This window comes from Bacteroidota bacterium (genome assembly GCA_016195025.1).
Classification (GTDB): Bacteria; Bacteroidota; Bacteroidia; order Palsa-948; family Palsa-948; genus Palsa-948.
The window spans coordinates 19,970-40,685 of record JACQAL010000068.1; the positions used below are offsets into that span (position 1 = coordinate 19,970).

General features: G+C 40.7%; 19 protein-coding genes and 1 other RNA gene. 10 read left to right on the forward strand and 10 right to left on the reverse strand.

Going from position 1 to position 20,716, the window contains the following annotated elements; all coding sequences use genetic code 11:
- The first annotated feature begins 98 nt into the window (after window positions 1-98).
- A complete protein-coding gene (locus HY063_13165; protein MBI3502735.1) occupies window positions 99-608 on the forward strand; it encodes a DUF4199 domain-containing protein in 510 nt (169 codons plus the stop codon).
- Here the strand turns inward: HY063_13165 and HY063_13170 are convergent.
- Complete coding sequence (locus HY063_13170; protein MBI3502736.1) at window positions 595-1,956, reverse strand: peptidoglycan synthetase; 1,362 nt, start codon at window positions 1,954-1,956, stop codon at window positions 595-597. The two genes, HY063_13165 and HY063_13170, sit on opposite strands and share 14 nt — an antisense overlap.
- Before the next feature lie 93 nt (window positions 1,957-2,049).
- On the opposite strand from HY063_13170, the gene HY063_13175 reads away from it, so the two are divergent.
- On the forward strand, window positions 2,050-2,895 hold the full coding sequence (locus HY063_13175) for an MBL fold metallo-hydrolase (GenBank protein MBI3502737.1): 846 nt from the start codon (window positions 2,050-2,052) through the stop codon (window positions 2,893-2,895).
- Between the two features lie 126 nt (window positions 2,896-3,021).
- On the opposite strand, the gene HY063_13180 is transcribed toward HY063_13175, so the two are convergent.
- From HY063_13180 to HY063_13190, 3 genes are read right to left on the reverse strand one after another with little or no spacing between them, the layout of a single operon-like run.
- Window positions 3,022-4,242 carry a cation:proton antiporter gene (locus tag HY063_13180; protein ID MBI3502738.1) on the reverse strand — a complete coding sequence of 407 codons (1,221 nt, stop codon included), beginning with the start codon at window positions 4,240-4,242 and terminating at the stop codon, window positions 3,022-3,024.
- A gap of 58 nt (window positions 4,243-4,300) precedes the next feature.
- Window positions 4,301-5,182 (reverse strand): universal stress protein, encoded by an 882-nt coding sequence (locus tag HY063_13185; protein ID MBI3502739.1) that lies wholly within the window; start codon window positions 5,180-5,182, stop codon window positions 4,301-4,303.
- Complete coding sequence (locus HY063_13190) at window positions 5,182-5,724, reverse strand: DUF5606 domain-containing protein (protein MBI3502740.1); 543 nt, start codon at window positions 5,722-5,724, stop codon at window positions 5,182-5,184. Before HY063_13190 ends, HY063_13185 begins: the two co-directional genes overlap by 1 nt.
- 101 nt (window positions 5,725-5,825) lie before the next feature.
- Here HY063_13190 and HY063_13195 point away from each other — a divergent pair, with 101 nt between their 5' ends.
- A complete protein-coding gene (locus HY063_13195) occupies window positions 5,826-7,058 on the forward strand; it encodes an ABC transporter permease (protein MBI3502741.1) in 1,233 nt (410 codons plus the stop codon).
- An 18-nt stretch (window positions 7,059-7,076) separates the two neighbouring features.
- Here HY063_13195 and HY063_13200 read toward each other — a convergent pair whose 3' ends face one another.
- The 4 genes from HY063_13200 to HY063_13215 form a co-directional block, all read right to left on the reverse strand.
- Window positions 7,077-8,681, reverse strand: a complete 1,605-nt coding sequence (locus tag HY063_13200) for a peptide chain release factor 3 (protein ID MBI3502742.1) — start codon at window positions 8,679-8,681, stop codon at window positions 7,077-7,079.
- 76 nt (window positions 8,682-8,757) lie between these two features.
- Window positions 8,758-9,207, reverse strand: coding sequence for a 50S ribosomal protein L9 (locus HY063_13205; protein ID MBI3502743.1), 450 nt, complete (start codon window positions 9,205-9,207; stop codon window positions 8,758-8,760).
- 75 nt (window positions 9,208-9,282) lie between these two features.
- Window positions 9,283-9,561: a 30S ribosomal protein S18 gene (locus HY063_13210; protein ID MBI3502744.1), complete on the reverse strand. Its 279-nt coding sequence runs from the start codon at window positions 9,559-9,561 to the stop codon at window positions 9,283-9,285.
- 35 nt (window positions 9,562-9,596) lie between these two features.
- A complete protein-coding gene (locus HY063_13215) occupies window positions 9,597-9,977 on the reverse strand; it encodes a 30S ribosomal protein S6 (protein ID MBI3502745.1) in 381 nt (126 codons plus the stop codon).
- A gap of 189 nt (window positions 9,978-10,166) precedes the next feature.
- Between HY063_13215 and HY063_13220 the strand changes: the two genes are divergently transcribed.
- The 4 genes from HY063_13220 to HY063_13235 all read left to right on the forward strand — a co-directional run bounded on the left by HY063_13220 (window position 10,167) and on the right by HY063_13235 (window position 16,549).
- Entirely contained in the window at window positions 10,167-12,629 is a 2,463-nt protein-coding gene (locus tag HY063_13220) for a TonB-dependent receptor (GenBank protein MBI3502746.1), read from the forward strand.
- Window positions 12,630-12,860: 231 nt separating this feature from the next.
- Window positions 12,861-15,668 carry an N-6 DNA methylase gene (locus HY063_13225; protein ID MBI3502747.1) on the forward strand — a complete coding sequence of 936 codons (2,808 nt, stop codon included), beginning with the start codon at window positions 12,861-12,863 and terminating at the stop codon, window positions 15,666-15,668.
- A gap of 63 nt (window positions 15,669-15,731) precedes the next feature.
- Window positions 15,732-16,124, forward strand: a complete 393-nt coding sequence (locus tag HY063_13230; GenBank protein MBI3502748.1) for an endonuclease domain-containing protein — start codon at window positions 15,732-15,734, stop codon at window positions 16,122-16,124.
- Window positions 16,125-16,162: 38 nt separating this feature from the next.
- Window positions 16,163-16,549 carry a hypothetical protein gene (locus HY063_13235; protein MBI3502749.1) on the forward strand — a complete coding sequence of 129 codons (387 nt, stop codon included), beginning with the start codon at window positions 16,163-16,165 and terminating at the stop codon, window positions 16,547-16,549.
- Window positions 16,550-16,931: 382 nt separating this feature from the next.
- Here HY063_13235 and HY063_13240 read toward each other — a convergent pair whose 3' ends face one another.
- Entirely contained in the window at window positions 16,932-17,696 is a 765-nt protein-coding gene (locus HY063_13240) for a hypothetical protein (protein ID MBI3502750.1), read from the reverse strand.
- A 331-nt stretch (window positions 17,697-18,027) separates the two neighbouring features.
- Between HY063_13240 and HY063_13245 the strand changes: the two genes are divergently transcribed.
- Window positions 18,028-18,483, forward strand: a complete 456-nt coding sequence (locus tag HY063_13245; GenBank protein ID MBI3502751.1) for a hypothetical protein — start codon at window positions 18,028-18,030, stop codon at window positions 18,481-18,483.
- A gap of 44 nt (window positions 18,484-18,527) precedes the next feature.
- Entirely contained in the window at window positions 18,528-19,262 is a 735-nt protein-coding gene (locus HY063_13250) for a hypothetical protein (protein MBI3502752.1), read from the forward strand.
- 197 nt (window positions 19,263-19,459) lie between these two features.
- Here HY063_13250 and ffs read toward each other — a convergent pair.
- An RNA gene (ffs, locus tag HY063_13255) (signal recognition particle sRNA small type) lies at window positions 19,460-19,558 on the reverse strand.
- Between the two features lie 189 nt (window positions 19,559-19,747).
- Between ffs and HY063_13260 the strand changes: the two genes are divergently transcribed.
- Window positions 19,748-20,686: a glycosyltransferase family 2 protein gene (locus HY063_13260; protein MBI3502753.1), complete on the forward strand. Its 939-nt coding sequence runs from the start codon at window positions 19,748-19,750 to the stop codon at window positions 20,684-20,686.
- The last annotated feature ends 30 nt before the right edge of the window (window positions 20,687-20,716 follow it).

Below are 20,716 nucleotides of genomic sequence, written 5' to 3' on the forward strand. Positions count from 1 at the left end.
TGAAAGTTTTTAGTTTTGGTTTGCTGGCTTTAGTTTCAGTTCGAATGCCTATAACTACTAACTAAAAACTAAAACTAATAACCAACGACTATAAACTGATGAAGCCAATCTTTAAATATTCATTGCTCGCTTCTTTTCTCGTAATTGCAGTAAAACTTCTTGTTTATTTTACTCACACGCAGTTCTCCGCAATTGGAATTTATTCCGGACTGCTTTCGCTCTTACTTCTCACTGTTCCACTTTTTCTTGCTATCAAAAACAGGCGCGATAATGAACTTGGTGGATTTATCACACTGAAAGAAGTTATGAAAGTCGGCTTGGGAATTTCTGTTATATCAGGATTGATTATTTGCGCATTCACTTTTCTCTATTATAAATTCATTGACCACGAAACGCTGGAGCAACTAATTACACGCACAACAGATTTCATGCATAAAGAAAATAAAACTTCATATGAAATAGAAATTGAATTAACTGCGCTGAAAGAATTTTATTCTCCTTTCAAGCAGGCAACCGGAGTGCTGACGGGAATTTTAATTTCTGGATTAATCCTTTCGTTTATCCTTTCTACATTTTTTGTGCGAAGAAATTCTGCTAATGAGAATTAATTTGTTCACCTAATTTTTTCAAATCCATTCCATCAAAAGTCCCTGAACTCATCATCAAAAGATTTTTATTGTTCCAATTTTGAGAGAGAATATATTCTGAAATCTTTTTTGAATCAGTAACTGCCAGCAAAGAATTTCTTCCGAAAGATTTTTTTACTTGCTCTTCAGAAATCGGTTTTAATTTTTTATGCTCAATCGTATGCGGATTAAAATAAACAATCGCTTCATCGGCAGAATTCATAGAGCCGAAATATTCTTTCAAAAAATTTTCATTCAAACTGCTGAACGTGTGAAGTTCAAGGTAAGCAATTAATTTTCTATCTGGAAATTGTTTCTTCACTGCTTCAATGGTTGCTTTTACTTTTGAAGGCGAGTGAGCAAAATCCTTATAGAAAGAAAAATTCTCATTCTTCACAATCAATTCTAATCTTCTTGCCGCTCCTTTGAAAGAAGAAATCGCTTTGTAAAAATCTTCGTCAGAAATTCCAACCTGCTTGCAAACTAAATGAGCGCCATTAATGTTCATGAGGTTGTGTTCGCCATAAACAAGCAAAGGAATTTCTTTGCTATCATCTTTCAAATACGTAATTCCGTTTTCAATTTTATATTCGGGAATTGAATAAGGATATAATCGAATATCTGCCCGTGCTTTCGCAACAAGTTTTTTTACTTCACTATCTGCTTCACAATAAATCAGCGCGCCAATCTGTTCAATGCAGTCAATATATTTTTTGAACTGCCCCACATATTTTTCATAAGTCGGGAAAATATTTATATGATCCCATGCGATTCCACTCAGCAATGCCACATCCGGTTTGTACAAAAGAAATTTCGGTCTGCAGTCAATTGGCGAAGCAAAATATTCATCGCCTTCGAAGACAGCAATAGTTGCAGAGTCGCTAAGTTTCACCATCGTATCAAAACCTTCCACCTGCGCGCCAACAAGAAAATCAAAATCTTTTCCGCATTGTTTCAGCACGTGAAGAATCATTGCAGTGATGGTTGTTTTTCCGTGACTTCCTCCTATGACAATTCTGATTTTATCTTTTGTCTGCTCGTAAATATATTCGGGATAGGAATAAATTTTCAAACCTAATTCTTGTGCTCGAAGTAATTCAGGATTATCAACACGTGCATGCATGCCGAGAATCACTGCGTCAAGTTCTTTAGAGATTTTTTCAGAATGCCAGCCCATTTCTGCAGGAAGCAAACCAAGTTTTTCTAATCGAAATTTTGATGGCTCCACAATTTCATCATCCGAACCCGTGACAGTATACTTTTTTTTGTGAAGCGCAATAGCGAGGTTGTGCATGACGGCACCACCGATAGCAATAAAATGTACTCTCATAAATCTTCGAAAAGCGAAACTATATGAAAAATACGAAAGTTGTGTAATTTTCTTTTTCGTATTTTTCGTACCAATTCGTTTTTCGTTGATTCTATGAAACTATATTCTATCAACACCGGCTATTTCAAATTGGATGGAGGCGCAATGTTTGGCGTTGTTCCGAAATCAATCTGGAACAGAACTAATCCTGCCGATGAAAACAACATGATTGATTTGGCAATGCGCGCGCTGCTAGTGGAAGATGGAAATAAATTAATACTGATTGATAACGGAATGGGAAGTAAACAGGATGCAAAGTTTTTTTCCTATTATTATTTACATGGAGATGACACGCTGGAAAAATCGTTGGCGAAATATGGGTTCACTCCCGATGATATTACGGATATGTTTCTCTCGCATCTTCACTTCGACCATTGCGGAGGAAGTGTAAAGTGGAACAATGCCAGAACAAAATTTGAACTCACTTTCAAAAACGCAACTTACTGGAGCAACGAACAGCATTGGAATTGGGCAACTCATCCTAACGTTCGAGAGAAGCCAAGTTTTCTGAAAGAAAATATTTTACCCATTCACGAGAGCGGACATTTAAAATTTACAAAAGAAGGAGAAGAATTATTTCCCGGTTTCACAATTATCTATTCCAACGGGCATACCGATGCAATGATGCATCCACACATAAAGTACAAAGGAAAAACGGTTGTCTATCTTGCGGATTTAATTCCAACAGTTGGGCATATTCCGCTTCCGTACGTGATGGGCTACGATACGCGCCCGCTGATTACGCTGGATGAAAAAGAAAAATTTTTGAACAAAGCGGCTGAAGAAGAATATATTTTATTCTTTGAACACGATCCTAAAAACGAATGTTGCACTGTGCAGAAAACGGAAAAGGGTGTGAGGTTGAAGGAAAGTTTTTCACTCGTTGCCCTAAATCCCTAAAGGGACTTAGAAAAATATTTATTGCATTTGTTGTTTCTCCCTTTAGGGCTGGGGTTGCTATCCATGAATTGTTTCCTTCTCCCGTAATTCGCAATCACTTTCGCATAGCAGTTCAGCGATTAACAATCACAAAAATTTTCTAATCATCGGAGCGCTTGTCATACTTGTTACGAGCGCCATGATCACCAGCGCTACAAAAAGTTTGGGAGAAATAAGTCCTGCATTCAGCGCGAGTGTTCCCAGAATAATTGCCATTGCTCCGCCAACACTCATTCCGAAACCAACCGCAAATACTTTTTTATTTTTTATTCCTCCAAGATATGCGCCAAGCGCAGCTCCAAAAACTTTTCCGAAGTAGGCAAGCGCAAGCACAATTAAAACAATTTTCCAGTCAAAGTTCTCTATGAAATTTACGCGCAGCCCGATGGAAACAAAAAACAATGGCGCAAAAAAATTCATGATGAACTGGTGAATGATTTCTCTTGCTTTCTCATGGAGGTGAACCGAATCTCCAAACGCAATTCCCGCTATGAACGCGCCAAGTATTGCGTGAATATTTATTTTCTCGGTGAAGGCAGCGCAGAGCAAACAAATTCCGATTGAAATGGAAAGCACGCCACCGGGCCACGAAAGTTTTGTTTGAATCCACGGAAGCGAGCGGTCAATAATTTTTTTTCCGATGGTGAGCATGAATATTCCAAATCCAAGAATGTAAAAAATGGTATAGCCCGCCCCGAGAGATTCATTCCCGCTTTTAATTGAAAGTATAAAAGAAAAAATCAGCCAGCCGATTAAATCATTGAACATGGCGGAAGCAATAATCAGCATTCCGATATTTGTCTTGAATAAATTCATGTCCATCAGAATTCTTGCAATGACAGGCAGCGCGGAAATGGCGAGCGCGGTGCCAATGAACATGGAGAAAAAAATATCTCCGGTTAAATCATTTCCAAACCACTGCGGAAAATACCAGGCAGCTGCAAAACCGGTAGCGAACGGAATTATCATGCTGAAAAAACTTGTGGAGATGGCGGTTCTTCCCTGCTTCAACACTAATTGCAATTGCACTTCAAGTCCCGCGACAAAAAGCAAAAGCACAACAGATAAATTCACCAGGCCATCGAATGCTGCGGAAACAAAACCGTCTTTTGGAAAAACTTTTTCAAAAAGAGTAGGATCAATTGTTCCGATGAGCGTGGGACCAAGAAGAATTCCTACAAGAATTTCTCCCATAACAATCGGAAATTTGAATTGCCTGCCGAGTTCAGCAATGATGCGCGATAAAATCAGAATGACACCTATTGCTGTGAGAAGAATTATCAGGTCGTTGTGAGTGAAATGTGACACAAATTATTTTGGGATTACACCGATTTCTAATTCAAGATTACACCGATTATTTTTTCAGTTAAACTCGAGAGTGTACGATTAATAAGTTGCACGGAAGGTCGGCAAGAACGAATTCGATATCGTGCGTAAAAATTCTGTCGAGAAAAGTGAGATGCGTATCGGGAGAATTAATCACAAGCAAATCTGCTTTTTTAGTTTCAGCATACTGGCGGATTGCGTAGCCGGGTTTTCCTTTAATAATTTTTTCATTTATTTTCAGAGTGCCGGTATCGCATTTCGAAATCATCGAATGAAGTTTGTTCGTTTCCTCCTCAGTATATTCTTTTTTTATTCTGGTAACTTCAGGTGCGCTGGAACTTTCTGCCATTGCCATTGCAAGTGCAGGCGCATGAACTTCGTGCACAAGCGTAACTTCTTTTACTCCGATATGTTTTGCAAAATAAAAAGCGGTGTTAATGGTATGAATTGTTTTCGGATGGTCTGCTCCTGCATTGATAATTAATTTTTGTTTTATTTTTTCTCCTGAAGATTTTGTAAGAAGAAGCACCGAACACTTTGCTTTGCGGCTGATGGAACGCGCGATAGAACCGAGATAGTATTTCAGAATATTTTCTTTTTCGAGCGCGCCAAGAATGAGAAGGTCAACAATATTTAATTTGCAAAGTTTGAGAAGCGTGTCCACCACATCGCCTTCTGCCCATATTGTTTTTATTTTTTTCTCTTCAATATTATTGCGGAATAAAATATCTCCGAGCGTTTTTTCTTTTTCTTTCGTCTTCGCACCAACATGGACGAGAACTAATTTTGAATTGCAGGCATCAGAAATTTTTTTCGCTTCAATGAGAATGGATTCCATGCGCGGAGAAAAAGCCAGCGCAACCGCAATGGTTTCGAACGGATAGGAAGGGCGCTTTTTTAATTTCTGAATATCAAATTCCATTAAGCGGTTCCTGTTTTGCGAACGCCCATTGTTTTCTTAGGTGCATTCATTTGAGGATTTAAATGTTTCCCTTCATGACCATGCTGCGTAAAACTTTTTTCTTTTTCTTCTTTTAATACCGCAGAAACTTCGTCACCTTCTTTTTTCTCTTCTTCTTTCTGAGTGAAAATATCCGTCTTCTGCAAAAGATTGTACCAGAGAATTGCTTTGCGGATATCGGAAGTGTGAACTTTTTCTTTGTCATATTCCGGAAGAACGGATTCAAAAAACTTTTTCAGTTCTTCATCAGAAGATTTTGAATCGAGCGCGGGCCGACCGTTTTGCTTGTCGTATATTTTTTTGAGCACATCTGCAAGCGGAACTGTGTCGCCATTATTTATGTAGATGCTAATATTATCCAGCACGCTTATTTTGTTCGATGAATGAACTGGAATTCTTTTTTTATCAGCAAGCGATTCAACAATCAAACCGCTTTTGCTTTGCGCGATTACTTTGAAAAGCCCGCTCATTCCGGAGATAGAAAGAATTTTGCTTAGATCCATTTTTTCAGATATAAAAGTTAGATTGCGAATGTAACAAACTTTCAAATATTACCTCTTACATATTCCTTATTACATTTACACATATCTTCGGCATCTTGAAAATGTTATTAGAAAATATCCGCATCGCGCTTCGTTCCATCAGAAGTCAATTACTGAGAACTATTCTCACCATTCTGATTATTGCCATTGGAATTACAGCGCTGGTCGGAATTCTCACAGCCATTGACAGCATAAAAAATTCCATCAACAGTAATTTTTCCGATATGGGCGCGAACACGTTTACAGTTCGCAACCGCGAAATGTCCATTCGAATCGGAAGGCGCGGAAAGAAAGCAAAAAAATTTCCTCCCATCACTTTTGCGCAGGCAATGCAGTTCAAAAAAGAATTTCAATATGGAACTGCTGTGGCGGTTTCCACATGGGCTTCGCAAACTGCCACGCTGAAATTCTTATCGAACAAAAGTAATCCGAATGTGCAGGTGCTTGGCACAGATGAAGATTATCTTGCAACTTCCGGCTATGAACTTGGCAGAGGAAGAAATTTTTCTTTTCAGGATATTCAAAATAATTCTCACGTAACAATTATAGGAGCGGAACTAATTCCTGTTCTTTTTAAGAAAAAAGAAAATCCGCTCGACCAAATTATTACTATCGGAAGCGCGAAGTTTACCATCATCGGAGTTTTGAAATCAAAAGGAAGTTCCATGATGTTTGGCGGAGATAAAATTTGCATGATACCTATTACAAGCGCGCGCCAATATTTTCCCCGGCCTGACATGAGTTTTACCATCAGCGTGCTTGCGTTCAACGCGCAAGTTCTTGACGCAACGCTTGCCGAAGCGACCGGTTTACTCAGAGGAATCAGGAAACTTGAAACGGGTGAAGAAGATAATTTCGAAATCTCAAAAAGCGATGCGCTTGCAGGAATTCTCATAGACAATATTAAATACGTAACGCTTGCTGCAACTATTATCGGAATCATCACGCTGCTCGGAGCGGCAATCGGTTTAATGAATATTATGCTGGTTGCGGTTGCGGAACGCACACGTGAAATCGGCACGCGAAAAGCGTTAGGCGCTACGCGTTCGGATATACGCAGACAATTTTTGATTGAAGCAATTGTGATTTGTTTGCTCGGAGGATTAGTAGGAATTCTTCTCGGAATTTTTATCGGCAACATCACTTCCTTTCAAATGCATTCCGGTTTCATCATGCCGTGGATGTGGATTTTCGGAGGGCTTGTGATTTGTGTAACGGTTGGAATTATTTCAGGAATTTATCCCGCGATGAAAGCAGCTAAACTTGACCCGATTGAAGCGTTGCGCTACGAGTAAATACAAAACCCTAAATCCCTAAAGGGACACTTCCTTCTCTGAAAACTCCGAAGTAAAATGAAATTTAATTTCGGGATAACTCTCCTGCGCTTTCTGTAACATCCACGCGCTCTCCGCAAAATATACAGGACGGTTTTCTTTATCGTAAGCAATGTTAAGAAGCTTCACGTTGAAAAATTTATCCATCTGTTCTTTGTTATCGGAAGTGAACCAGCATGCTTTGTAAAAATCTAACGGACGGAATTCACAGGAAGCGCCATATTCTTCACGCAAGCGAAATTGAATCACTTCAAACTGAAGTTCACCCACCGTGCCGACAATTTTTTTATTCCCCATCTGCTGAATGAATAATTGCGCAACGCCTTCATCCGTCAACTGGCGGATTCCTTTTTCCAGTTGCTTTGTTTTGAATGGGTCTTTATTAATTAACTCTTTAAAAATTTCAGGAGAAAAACTTGGAATGCCCTTGAATTGTAAATGTTCTCCTTCCGTGAGCGTATCGCCAATTTTAAAATTCCCTGTGTCATACAATCCAATCACATCACCGGGGAACGCTTCGTCTACAATATTTTTTGCGTTGCCCATAAAACTTGTCGGGCTTGAGAAGCGGAGTTCTTTATCAAGACGAACATGATGATAAAATTTATTTCGTTCAAACTTTCCGGAGCAAATTCTGCAGAATGCAATCCTGTCCCGGTGATTCGGATCAAGGTTCGCGTGAATCTTAAAAACAAATCCGGTGAAATTATTTTCTTCGGGAGAAACCATTCTTACATCTGCCTGCCGCGATAAAGGGAATGGAGCAATCTTCACAAACGTATCGAGCAATTCTTTTACTCCGAAATTATTTATTGCGCTTCCGAAGAAAACAGGAGCGAGATAACCTTCGCGGTACAAACTCCTATCAAACCGCTCGTAAACGCCTTCAATCAAATGCACATCTTCCCGAAGTTGTTTTGCAAAATTTTCTCCCACATATTTTTCAAAAGAAGAATCATTCAAATCATTTATTGCAATTACATCTTCCGCGATTCTCTGCTTGTCTGAAGAAAAAAACAACTGTAATTTTTTTTCATAAAGATTGTACACTCCTTTAAACTCGGAGCCCATTCCAATAGGCCATGAAAGCGGGCGGGTGTGAATGTGAAGTTCCTTTTCAATTTCTTCGAGCAAATCATACGGATCGCGTCCTTCGCGGTCAAGTTTGTTGATGAAAACAATTACGGGTGTATGGCGCATGCGGCAAACTTCCATGAGCTTTCTCGTTTGCTCCTCTACTCCTTTCACGCAATCAATCACCATGATTACGCTGTCAACTGCGGTGAGAGTGCGATACGTATCTTCCGCGAAATCTTTGTGGCCCGGAGTATCCAAAATATTTACTCGATAGCCGGAATAATCAAATGCCATCACAGAAGTAGCCACAGAAATTCCACGCTGCTTTTCTATCTCCATGAAATCGGAAGTAACTGCTTTCCTGATTTTATTCATCTTCACGGCACCAGCCGTTTGAATGGCACCTCCGAACAAAAGAAGTTTTTCCGTGAGCGTAGTTTTCCCTGCGTCAGGATGAGAAATTATTCCGAACGTTCTGCGTTTTGCTATTTCCTCTTTTTGTGTCATGATGATAAGGGCAATAAAGGAAATAGGGGAAATAAGGTTTACATATCCCCTATTTCCCCTATTCCACTATACCTTTCTACTCCGCCACTACTTCAAAATTCACTTTCAGCGATACTTCTTTATGAAGTTTAATGTTGGCTGAATAAGTGCCGAGAGTTTTAATGTTCGCTTCGTTCTCTATGGAAATATTTTTTCTATCCACATCGTAGCCGGCTTTTTTAATTGCTTCCGCAATTTGAATTGCAGTAACGGAGCCAAAAATTTTTCCTTTCTCTCCCACTTTTGCGCCAACTTTCAGTGTCATGTTTTTTAGAACCTCTGCCGCTTTTTGCGCTGCGGTGCGGATTTTTTCTTCCTTATGCGCACGCTGTTTTATAACCTCCGCGTGTTCTTTTCTTCTTCCTTCGGTTGCTTCCACAGCAAAACCTTTCGGAATTAAAAAGTTTCTTGCATATCCGGGGCGAACCTTTACCAGTTCATGTTTTGAACCGAGATGTTTTACATCTTCTTTTAATATTACTTCCATGTTTTAAAATGTTAGATGTTTGATGTTTGACGTTAGATGTTGTTTGAACTTCAAACATCTAACCTCTAACGGTTTTTATTTTAGCCCATCCGTTACGAATGGAAGAAGCGCCAGATGCCTCGCGCGTTTCACCGCTTGCGATACTTTGCGCTGAAACTTAATTGAGTTTCCGGTCAAACGCCTCGGAAGAATTTTCCCCTGGTCGTTGATGAAGCGCAAAAGAAAATCCGGGTCTTTGTAATCAATATAATGCCAGCGCATTTTTTTGAAGCGGCAATATTTTTCGCGTGTCACTTCAAGCACAGGAGGATTCAGATATCTGATTTCGCCTGTATCGGTTGTTATTACTGCCATAGTAAGGAAATTAAAAATTATGAATTATAAATTAATTATGCAGCCACTTCTTCTTTTCTATCCTTATGGCTGTCTTTTCGCGCAGCGCGTTTTGCTTTTCTTTTCTCCGCCCACTCGAGCGCATATTTATCGAGGTGAACGGTAAGATAGCGAAGCACGCGTTCATCGCGCCTGAATACAACTTCTAAATCAGCAATTGCATTGCCGGGCGATTCAATCTGAAAAAGTTGATAGAAGCCCGTGTTTCTTTTCTTGATGGGATAAGCAAGTTTTTTCAACCCCCATGATTCTTCGTGGACGATTTTCGCGCCCAGTTCCTTGAAAAGTTTCCTGTAACTGTTCACCGCCTCGCGCGTTTGTTCATCCGAGAGAACGGGTGTCAGTATGAAAACTGTTTCGTACTGTTTGTTTGACATTGTTTTTGTTTTGTCTCATGCCCTATCTCCGATTTATCGGAGCCATTGGACTCCGCGTTATTGCGGAGGGGCACAAGGGTTATTATTTATTTTTCCTTTTCTGAAAAAGGGACGCAAATATAAAAAAAGGTTTGATACGAAGGGAATGAAATTTCATAGTAGAAATTTAGCCCTATCTTTGCGCACGCTATGAAATGGAAGAATGGAAGAATGGAATGCTGGAAAAATGGTAAACCATTTAACCATTTAATCATTCAACCATTTTTTCTTTTTTTACTTGCCTTCTGCCTGTTGCCAACCTCCAACTTGCATTCTCAAACCCTTACCCAAACCGTCCGGGGAATTGTTATGGATGCCGATTCAAAGTCACCCATTGAACTTGTTGGCGTCAAAATAATAAATAGTGATTCAAACATTTCATCCGTCACCGATGCGAATGGAAAATTCCGCCTGGCGAAAGTTCCCGTAGGAAGGCACGCCATTAAATTTTCTTTGATTGGCTATGAAGATGCGGTGCTTCAGAATATTGTTGTCATTACCGGAAAAGAAGTGGTGCTGAATGTGGAGATGCGCGAAAAACTTTTAATGGGAAAAGAAGTGGAGATTGTGGCAGAGAAAGACAAAACAAAAGCGAACAATGATTTGGTGACCAACAGCGGAAGAAATTTTCAGCGCGAAGAAACCGAACGCTATGCCGGCAGCCGCGGTGACCCCAGCAAAATGGTTGCCAATTATGCGGGCGTTGCCACCGGAAACGATGCGCGCAATGATATTATTGTGCGCGGAAATTCTCCCCTCGGAGTGTTGTGGCGGCTCGAAGATACCGACATTCCCAGCCCGAATCATTTTTCCACGCAGGGCGCAACGGGCGGACCGGTGAGCATTCTCAACAATAATCTTCTCGGCTCATCTGATTTTCTCACGGGCGCTTTTCCCGCTGAGTACGGAAATAAAATGGCAGGCGTGTTCGATTTGAAAATGCGGAACGGAAACAACGAGCGTACCGAATACACAGGACAAGCCGGACTGAACGGGCTTGAAGCGGGCATTGAAGGTCCTTTCGGAAAAAAAGATTCCTCTTCTCTTTCCACCAACCGCGCTTCCTACCTTATTAATTACCGTTACAACTCGCTGAAGTTTTTTCAACTTCTCGGAATAAGTTTTGGCGTTTCAGGAATTCCAACGTATCAGGATGTTTCGTTCAAAGTAAATGTTCCCACTGCGAAAGCGGGCGTGTTTACGCTGTGGGGAATCGGGGGCGTGAGCGATATTTCTTTGCTCGACAGCCAGAAAGATTCTGCGGACTGGACGTTCACCGACTTTGGAGAAGACCTGAGGTTTGGTTCGAAGATGGCGGCAACCGGATTTTCTCATTTATATTTTTTCAATGAGAAAGTTTCGGGCAAGTTGAATGTTTCCGCTTCGGGTTCGCAATTCAACGTAACGATTGATACGCTTTCCGCCAGCAAAAATCCTTTCCGCGTTTATACAAACGATTCGAAAGACGGGCAGGTGTTTGCCAACTACACCGTGACCGATAAAATCAGCGCGCATCATTTGCTAAAGGCGGGTTATACCTGGAAAAACATGCAGGTGAATTATAAATCCTCTTATTGGTCGAGGCGCGATAAACTTACGCTCGACCAATTTAACGAACAAGGAAGCACCAATTCTTTCAATGCTTTTCTGCACTGGCAATACCGCTGCACGGATGAACTTACCTTCAACAGCGGAGTGCATTATAATTATTTTCAGTTGAGCAACTCGTATGCCATTGAGCCGCGCACAGGCATGCGCTGGCAGTTTATGCCGAAGCAAACACTTTCCGCATCGTTCGGAATGCACAGCCAAACGCTTCCGCTGATTTATTATTTCTATCAGACGTATGATTCGGCATCGGCAAAGTACGTGAACACCAACCGCGCACTTGATTTCAGCAAGAGCATTCATTATGTGATTGCGTATGATTACAACTTTGCAAAAGATTTTCGTTTGAAACTTGAAACATACTATCAGAACCTATACAATATTCCCATAGAGCAATACCGCAGCAATTCTTTTTCCACGCTGAATGTGGGCAACGAACTGGAGGGATTAACGTTTGTGGATTCGCTGCATAACAAAGGAACAGGGTTTAATTACGGAACTGAATTCACGCTGGAGAAATTTTTCAGCCGCCATTATTATTTTCTCTCTTCGCTTTCGGTTTATAATTCGCAGTACAAAGGCAGCGATGGAATTTTGCGCCACACTGCCTTCAGCGGTGGCTATGTGTATAATCTGCTTGGCGGAATTGAACTGCCCATCGGCCCTAAAAAAAACCACAGCATTTCGTTTGATGTGAAACTGACTTTTGCAGGAGGAAACCGCTACACTCCTATTGACATTCAGCAATCCATTTTGCGCAAGGATGCCGTGTATGTTGATTCGCTTGCCTTCGCGAAACAGTTCCGCGATTACCGCAAAGTTGATTTCAAAATTTCGTACCGCATCAACAGCAAAAAGGTTTCGCATTACATCTTCCTGCATGTTGAAAATATTTTCAACCGCAAAAATGTGCTTCAGCAGGTTTACAATGACAACAAACAGGCGGTGGTGCAGGAGTTTCAGTTGGGGTTGTTTCCCTATGGCGGCTATAGAATTGAGTTTTGAAGGAGCAGAACGCAAGCGAGTTGAGTTACTGAACCACCACTTTCAGTCCAAGCAGAGTCTCTCGGCAGAGGACTCTGCGCCATTCACGCAGTGTCCCGAAGCGGAGACACTGCTGCGGCAGAAAACTGCGTCAAAAAATTATTGCCCTTCTCCCCTATGAAAAATGACTTTTCAACAAACACAAGATGTTACATTTTAAAGTAGTATTTTCGCCTGATTTCATCACTGAAAATGACCAGAGACCAGGCGAAAGCCACCATAGAAAAGTTAGTTGAACGCTTCCGCGAACATCGGAACGATTACCATTTAGCCGATTATAACGAAGCAAAAACTCGTCAGGATTTCATCAACCCGTTTTTCAAAGCATTGGGTTGGGATGTAGATAATGAGGAAGGACACAGCGAAGCTTATCGCGAGGTGATCTATGAAGATAAGGTACTTGTTAAAGGAAAAGCGAAAGCGCCCGACTACGGATTTCGGCTTTCGGGAAGCGCGAAAAAAAGATTGTTTTATGTGGAAGCGAAAAAACCATCCGTTTCACTCAAGGCAAATAAAGAATCCGCCTATCAGTTGAGGCGTTATGGAAGCAGTGCGCAGGCGTATGTTTCCATTCTCACAAACTTCGAGGACTTTATTGTTTACGATTGTTCGCGCGTTCCAAATCTGCACGACAGCGCGAGCGTTGCGAAACTAAAGCACATTCACTTTGAAAAATATCTCGAAGAGTTTGATTTTATTTACGACACCTTTTCTCACGAAGCGGTTACGCATGGTAAGTTCGACAAGTATGTGCAAAGCGACACAAATAAAAAAGGAAGCCAAACGCTCGACAAAGAATTTGTTCAAAGTTTGGATGAGTGGCGCAGATACCTTGCCGTAAGTATTGCGCACAACAACCGAAAATTAAATGACGAAGAAATAAATTTTTCTGTTCAGCAGACGATTGACCGATTAATTTTCCTGCGCTTCTGCGAAGACCGCGCGGTAGAACCTTACGGACAGTTGCAGAAAGAAGTTTCAAAAGGAAATTCCTATCAAAATCTTTTTCATCTTTTCAAGTTAGCCGATGATAAATATAATTCAGGTCTTTTCGATTTCAAGAAAGATGTAATTACTCCTCACCTTAAGGTCGACAATAAAGTAATAAAATCAATAATTGAAGACCTTTATTATCCGCTCTGCCGATACGAATTTTCCGTAATGCCTGTTGAAGTTCTCGGAAACGCCTACGAGCAGTTCCTCGGAAAAGTAATTCGCATTACACCCGCGCGAAGTGTGCGCATTGAAGAAAAACCCGAAGTACGAAAAGCGGGCGGAGTTTATTACACGCCTCAATACATAGTTGAATACATTGTAAAAAACACTGTCGGAAAACTTGTTGACGGAAAATCCCCGAAAGAAATTGAGAAGATAAAAATTGTTGACCCCGCTTGCGGAAGCGGTTCTTTTCTTGTGGGCGCGTTTGAATATTTATTGAATCATCACATTAACTGGTATCACAATAAAGGTTACGCAACTAAAAAAGGAAAAGATAATCCCTTCACTCCGCAAGGCACATTAACCACCCACGAAAAAAAGCGCATACTGCTCAATAATATTTTCGGAGTTGATATTGACGCCAACGCGGTGGAAGTAACCAAACTCAGTTTGCTTCTCAAATGTATGGAAGGTGAAACCGAAGCCAGCATTAAACAGCAGCTTAGTATGTTTCACGAGCGGGTTCTCCCCGATCTCGATAAAAATATTAAAGACGGAAACAGTTTAATTGATACGGATATTTACGATAGTGAAATGGCTTTAGGTTTTGAGAAAAAAATTAAACCTTTCAGTTGGAAGAAAGGATTTCAGGATGTGTTTAAACAAGGAGGGTTTGATGTGGTGATTGGAAATCCGCCTTATGTTAATTTAGTATCTATTGAAGAGGAGCAACGGAGTTACTTTCAAGAAAAATTTAAAACCTGTAAGAATAAGAGCGATTTATATTCCTTCTTCATTGAAAAATCAATTTCTTTAATCAACGAAGAAAAATCTAAGTTTGGATTTATTGTTCCTCATACTTGGCTTGCTACTGAAAGTTTTGAATTGCTACGCAAATTATTGATTGAAAACAAACTAATTGAAGAAATTGTTGAAATGGGATTCAAAGTATTTGACGAAGCAATAGTCAGTACAGTTATAATTATTTGCTCTCATAATAATTCTTCTATCAAGGTTAGAAATCGTGATTTTTCTGAAAGAGTAAAAATTCCCTATAAGTTTCTTCAAAATAATAATTTCAGTATTGACCTTGAGTGGAGCGAAAGCAAACAAAAACTTTATGATAAAATTGGATTGGGTTCTGAGCCACTTGAAAAATTTATTTCATTTTCAAGAGGGATAAAGACAAGTGATGATACTCGTTTTATTCTTAATGACAAAAAAAATAAAGATTGCTATAAAATATTCAGAGGTAGAAATATCAAAGCATATCAATTAAATTGGGAAAAGGAATGGGTATGGTATCGTCCTGATTTAATGAAAGAAAAAGTTGGTTGCCTTCCGCATTCAAAAGAATTCTTTGAAGTATCTGAAAAATTAGTAACTCAAAGAGTGAATAGTTCTATGCAATTGCTGGTTACATACGATAATCATAAAAATTATTTTTTAGATACAGTTAATGTTTCTCGCTACGATTCATGGGACAAGAAACATTCATTAAAATATATCTGCGGTGTATTAAACTCAAAATTGGTTACGTATTGGTATTGCAATAAATATAAAATGCCTACTATCGGCTTATACGAATTACATTCAATCCCAATAAAGCCAATTGATTTTAAAAATACTGCCGAGAAAAATACACACGATGAAATTATAAAACACGTTGACTTACTTCTGAAACTTAATGAAGAATTACAAGAAGAAAAACTTCAAACAAAAATCGAACAGATAAAACAACGAATAGAACACAGCGAAGAAAAAATTAATGAATTGGTTTATGAGTTATACGATTTAAAGAAAGATGAAATAAAAATAATAGAAGAAGCACAAAATAAATGAGCATATCAGTTCGCATAAAAGAATAACCTGTCCCCCTCTTGAGGGGGATAAAGGGGGAGGAAAATGAAAGCCACAAAAGAAAACCATAACCTATATAACACGCACGTGCGAGAAAACGCACATGAGTTGCGTTACACCATGACCAAAGCGGAAGCATGCTTATGGAAGTACGCTTTAAGAGCAAAAATGATGAATGGATATACATTTAACAGGCAACGTGCAGTATTAAATTACATTGCCGATTTCATGTGCAAAGAATTAAGATTGGTAATTGAAGTGGACGGATATTCACATACTTTGGATGAGGTGATTAAAAAAGATGAAAAGAAACAAACCGATTTAGAAAAAGCAGGATTTACAGTTGTTAGATTTACTGATGAAGAAGTATTGAAAGGAATTGAAAATGTAAAACGAGCGATTGAACAAACAATAGAAAGATTGGAGGAAAATAAATAACCTCCCCCTGCCCCCTCCAGAGGGGGATAAAAAAATAAATGAGTATATCAGTTCGCATAAAAGATTGTATTGATAACCACGATAAATACGTGGAGAAATTGGCAACTAAATCTGATAAGGAATTAGCAAAGCGACTTGATTTAGTTCATATACAAATGGAGCTTGCCCATAAAGCAAAAAATACTGGTTCATTAGAACTGCTTGAAATCTGGCGCACACAAATAATAGAAGCACGTATTTACAAAGCCGAAAATAATATTGCAGATGTTCCGAGTGAAATCGAATTGGCAATTGCAGATATGGAAACATTCATAGCCAAAGCAGAAGAACGGCAGGAAATAGTAAAAGAAGAAACAAAACCTGTTGAACAGCCCGCGTCAAAAGTAAAGCAACAGGATGACGACAGTCAGTTAACCCTGTTTTAAATTCATAAGTACTCCTACAAAAAAGTTCGCATTTTTTCACCTGCATTCCACATCCAAGTTCAAACAAGCGCTCTCTCACCTCACACAAGCCCTGTCCGGCATTGAACAAGCGCAGTCCGTTAACAGACAAGCGCAGTTTGATAACGGATAATCTCCGTTTGATGTCAAACAAGCGCAGTCCGTGAACAATTAATAATTGTTTGTTAACAAACAGAAACTGCCTGTAAGCAGATTGAGATTTTCCGTTATTGGTCAGGATGTATTCGCTATTGGTCAGGATTTGTTCGTTATTGAACACAACCTGAATGGTAACGGATACAACGTGTGTGTGAGCAGGCAAGCCCTGTCTGTTGCCGGACAAGACCTGTTAGTTGTTTTCGTGTTACTGAATGACAATGTAAATCACATCGCTGAAGTTGAGAAAGTCCACCCCGTGAGTAACTGTTACCTTTCCCTGGGCGTTCACCGTGTGAACGGTAACCACCTTGCTGATGGCATGGTCGGAATCGGGCAGTTTGGTCTTGAGCGCTTTCTTGCTGTGAGCCGGATGCTTTGAAACGGCATAGCGCACCGCCACCATGCTGCCGGGTGGCAGCCCTTTTACAATGCACTCGGTTACGGAGAGGGAAATATCGCGCTCCCATTTTGCGGGCAGCACATTTTCGGCAGTGGTAATGCCGTATTCATATATATAGGTAAGCCCTCTCATTTTTTCAGAAGGCACGCGCACATGAAAACTTCCTTTTTCAGCAGGCAGCGATTCAAACACGCGCTGGTGCTTTTTAGAAATTCCTCTGGGAATGAAACCGGTTCTGCGGGCAATAACATCAAAGATGGAGCGGTCGCCCTGCGCCTTGTCGTTGGCAGGAATTTCCACATCGCTTTTCACCGCCACAATCATGCGGCAAAGTTTATCCACATCTTTTTGTTCCTGCGCAGTGAGCGAGGGCTTGGGGTCGGTGGCGCGGCTGCCTATTTCGGTTTGCACTAATTGCGCCTGCGCCTGAATTTGCGCATCGGTGAAATGCACGGAGGGAATATCGGGGTCGCCCGTGGTTTTAATGCCGAATGCGAAACTCACCAATTCCGAAATGGTCATTCTGTCTAAGTGAAGCATGATGTGAAAGTAACTGACTAATTTTTTCATAGGGGTTGGATTTAGAAATTCAGTTGTTATTTTTTCCCGTCAAAGGGCTGAAAGAGCCCGCCTGTTTTTTTGAGTGCGCAATTATAGAAAAGACCTGCTCAAGTGCCTATACGGTAAACACACTAAGCCAATTCTTGAACAGATAAATAGTTGCAAATAGCAATAAATTATTTCCTCTTCCACTAGACATTATTCAAAATAAGAAACCATGTGTATGTTGTCATTTCGACCGAAGGGAGAAATCTCCTCATTCAGGGGGAGATTTCTCACCCTCAAAGCAGGGTTCGAAATGACAAACCTCTATAAATATCTAATCTGAATAATGTCTACTATGAAAAATGAAAAAGACGATTGCCGCCTTGAGTGTGTAAACGAAAAAGAAATAAAAATACTTCAACTCAATGCCGATGGGCATAAGCCGGAGCGGATACGAAAAATCATGCGCCTGTCAGAAGAAAATTACAACGATGCCTGTTTTTATATGATTACAAAACTCAACTGCCACACCCTTGCCCGCGCGGTGGGCATAGTGGTGAATGCAGGCAAAATAAAAGTAAAGGGCTGGAAAAAATTCCGCAGCGTACAACTCACTCCTTGCGAGAAAAAAATATTGCAGCATTATGCCGATGGATACGATTGCGGGGACATAAAAAAAATAGAAGGCAAAAGCAAAAACACCATTCACAACCAGCGCGAGAGCATAAAGCGCAAACTGAAAAGCAAAACCATTGCCCGCGCAGTGGCGCTGGGGTTAGTGCTGCTTCTGGTGGAATTCACGGAACCGTAACCATTTTATTTCTTTCACGTAGAAATTGTACCTTTACAGCAAGCATGAAAAAATTCTTTTACCCTAAATCCCTAAAGGGGCTTTCTCACTTTCTCACTTTCTCACTTTCTTTTTTTATACTCCTTTCAGAGCAATGCGGGCATCTCTTGGCACAAAATCTGCTGCCATCCGAGCCGCGCATTTTTCTCGAAGGCGGCATTGCAAACTCCTGCATTGATTTAAGCCGCTACACCGGCTCAGGAATCACCAACACCTACAGGGGGCTTCATTTCGCTTTAGATGCTAAAATTAAGCGAACGGTTTCTATTTCCGCAGAAGCATCCTTGTTCCCCGTGCACCGGGTTTTTTTAAAATGGGAAGATGCGCACACGCGCAAATACGATTTGAACCTGCACTTTTATTTTTTCACCGCTTCTTCCACCAAATTATTTTTTCTTGCCGGCATTAACCGCCACCTGTGGAATGCGCTCTATGCCGGAACGCCCGACCCGTTGAACAATCTTTTCAGCGGAACAAACGTGGAAGTGAAATCGTGGGGAATGAATTGCGGAATGGGTTTTGTTTCCCCGCTCTATGATAACCTGGCGCTCAATGGCGATTTCCGTTTCTCCATTTCCGATGCACGCAAATGGGAAGCCCCCAACGTAATGGATGTGCTCCTCACCTTCGGAATTTCGTATTTCATCCGCGAACTGCCTTTGCCCGATAAAAAGCATAAAGTGAAAACTTCTCACACAGGAAAAAAGGTCTACAAGTGGACGGAGAAGGGCGCGAAGTGACGGCAGGGATATAGGGTATAAGGTATAAGTAAAGACATGCTGAATAGACATTATTCAAAATAAGAAACTATGTGTATGTTGTCATTTCGACCGAAGGGAGAAATCCCCTCATTCAGGGGGAGATTTCTCACCCTCAAAGCAGGGTTCGAAATGACAAACCTCTATAAACATCTAATCTGAATAATGTCTAATAAAAAAAAGAGCAAGCTTGCTGCAGCGCACCGCTCAACCGTTTTATCTTTGCTTTCTTCCGAACCTGGAGAGTTCAACAGGAGCTGGTCGTACAGGGCTTGCCCGCTGCGAAAATACCATTTTACTTTTTCCCGCTCCCAAAACTTTTCCTCACAATATTCGGATGGGTGAATCGTTAATCCCCGCGTGAAAAGTCATAAGTTACAAGAAACAGCCATGCTGTTTTTGCTTTGGGACTTGGAAATTGGAATTTGGAACTTGGGACTTTCAAATAAGGTTTAACTTTGCCGCCCATGAATCTCTCCATCGTCATCCCTCTTCTGAACGAAGAAGAATCGCTGCAGGAACTTTCTGATTGGATTGCGCGCGTGTGTTCAGCGAATAATTTTTCTTACGAACTAATTTATGTGGACGATGGAAGTTCGGATAACTCATGGAAAAAGATTCAGGAGATTGCTACGAAGAATAATAATGTAAAAGGAATCCGCCTTCAGCGCAACTACGGAAAATCTGCCGCGCTGCAACTGGGCTTTGAAGCCGCGCTGGGCGATGTGGTCATTACCATGGATGCCGACTTGCAGGATTCTCCCGATGAAATTCCCGGTTTATACAACATGATTTCGAAAGACGGATTCGATTTGATTTCCGGCTGGAAGCAAAAACGCTTTGACCCCTTTACCAAAACAATTCCCACCAAACTTTTCAACTTTGCTACCCGGAAAATGTCGGGCATTCACCTGCACGATTTCAATTGCGGGTTGAAAGCATACCGCGCAACTGTGGTGAAAAGCATTGAAGTGTTCGGAGAAATGCATCGCTACATTCCGGTGATTGCAAAGAAAGCCGGCTTCGGAAACATAGGGGAAAAGGTTGTGCAGCATCAGAAACGGAAATACGGAAAAACAAAATTCGGAATGGAGCGTTTCATCAACGGCTTTCTTGATTTGCTCACCATCAGTTTCATTTCCAAATTCGGAAAACGCCCCATGCACTTTTTCGGCTTGTGGGGAACAATTATTTTTTTTATCGGGTTTGGAATTGCCGTTTATCTCGCGGCAGCGAAAATTATTTTTGCCGAATATAAAATGACCGAGCGCCCGCTGTTTTATTTCGGTTTGCTTGCCATGATTCTCGGAACCATTTTATTTGTGGGCGGGTTTTTAGGCGAACTCGTTTCGCGAAATTCTCCTGTGAGAAATACATATCTCATCGAAAAAAAGATTGGAATTTGATTTCATTAGTACCAATTAGTAATTTAGTAG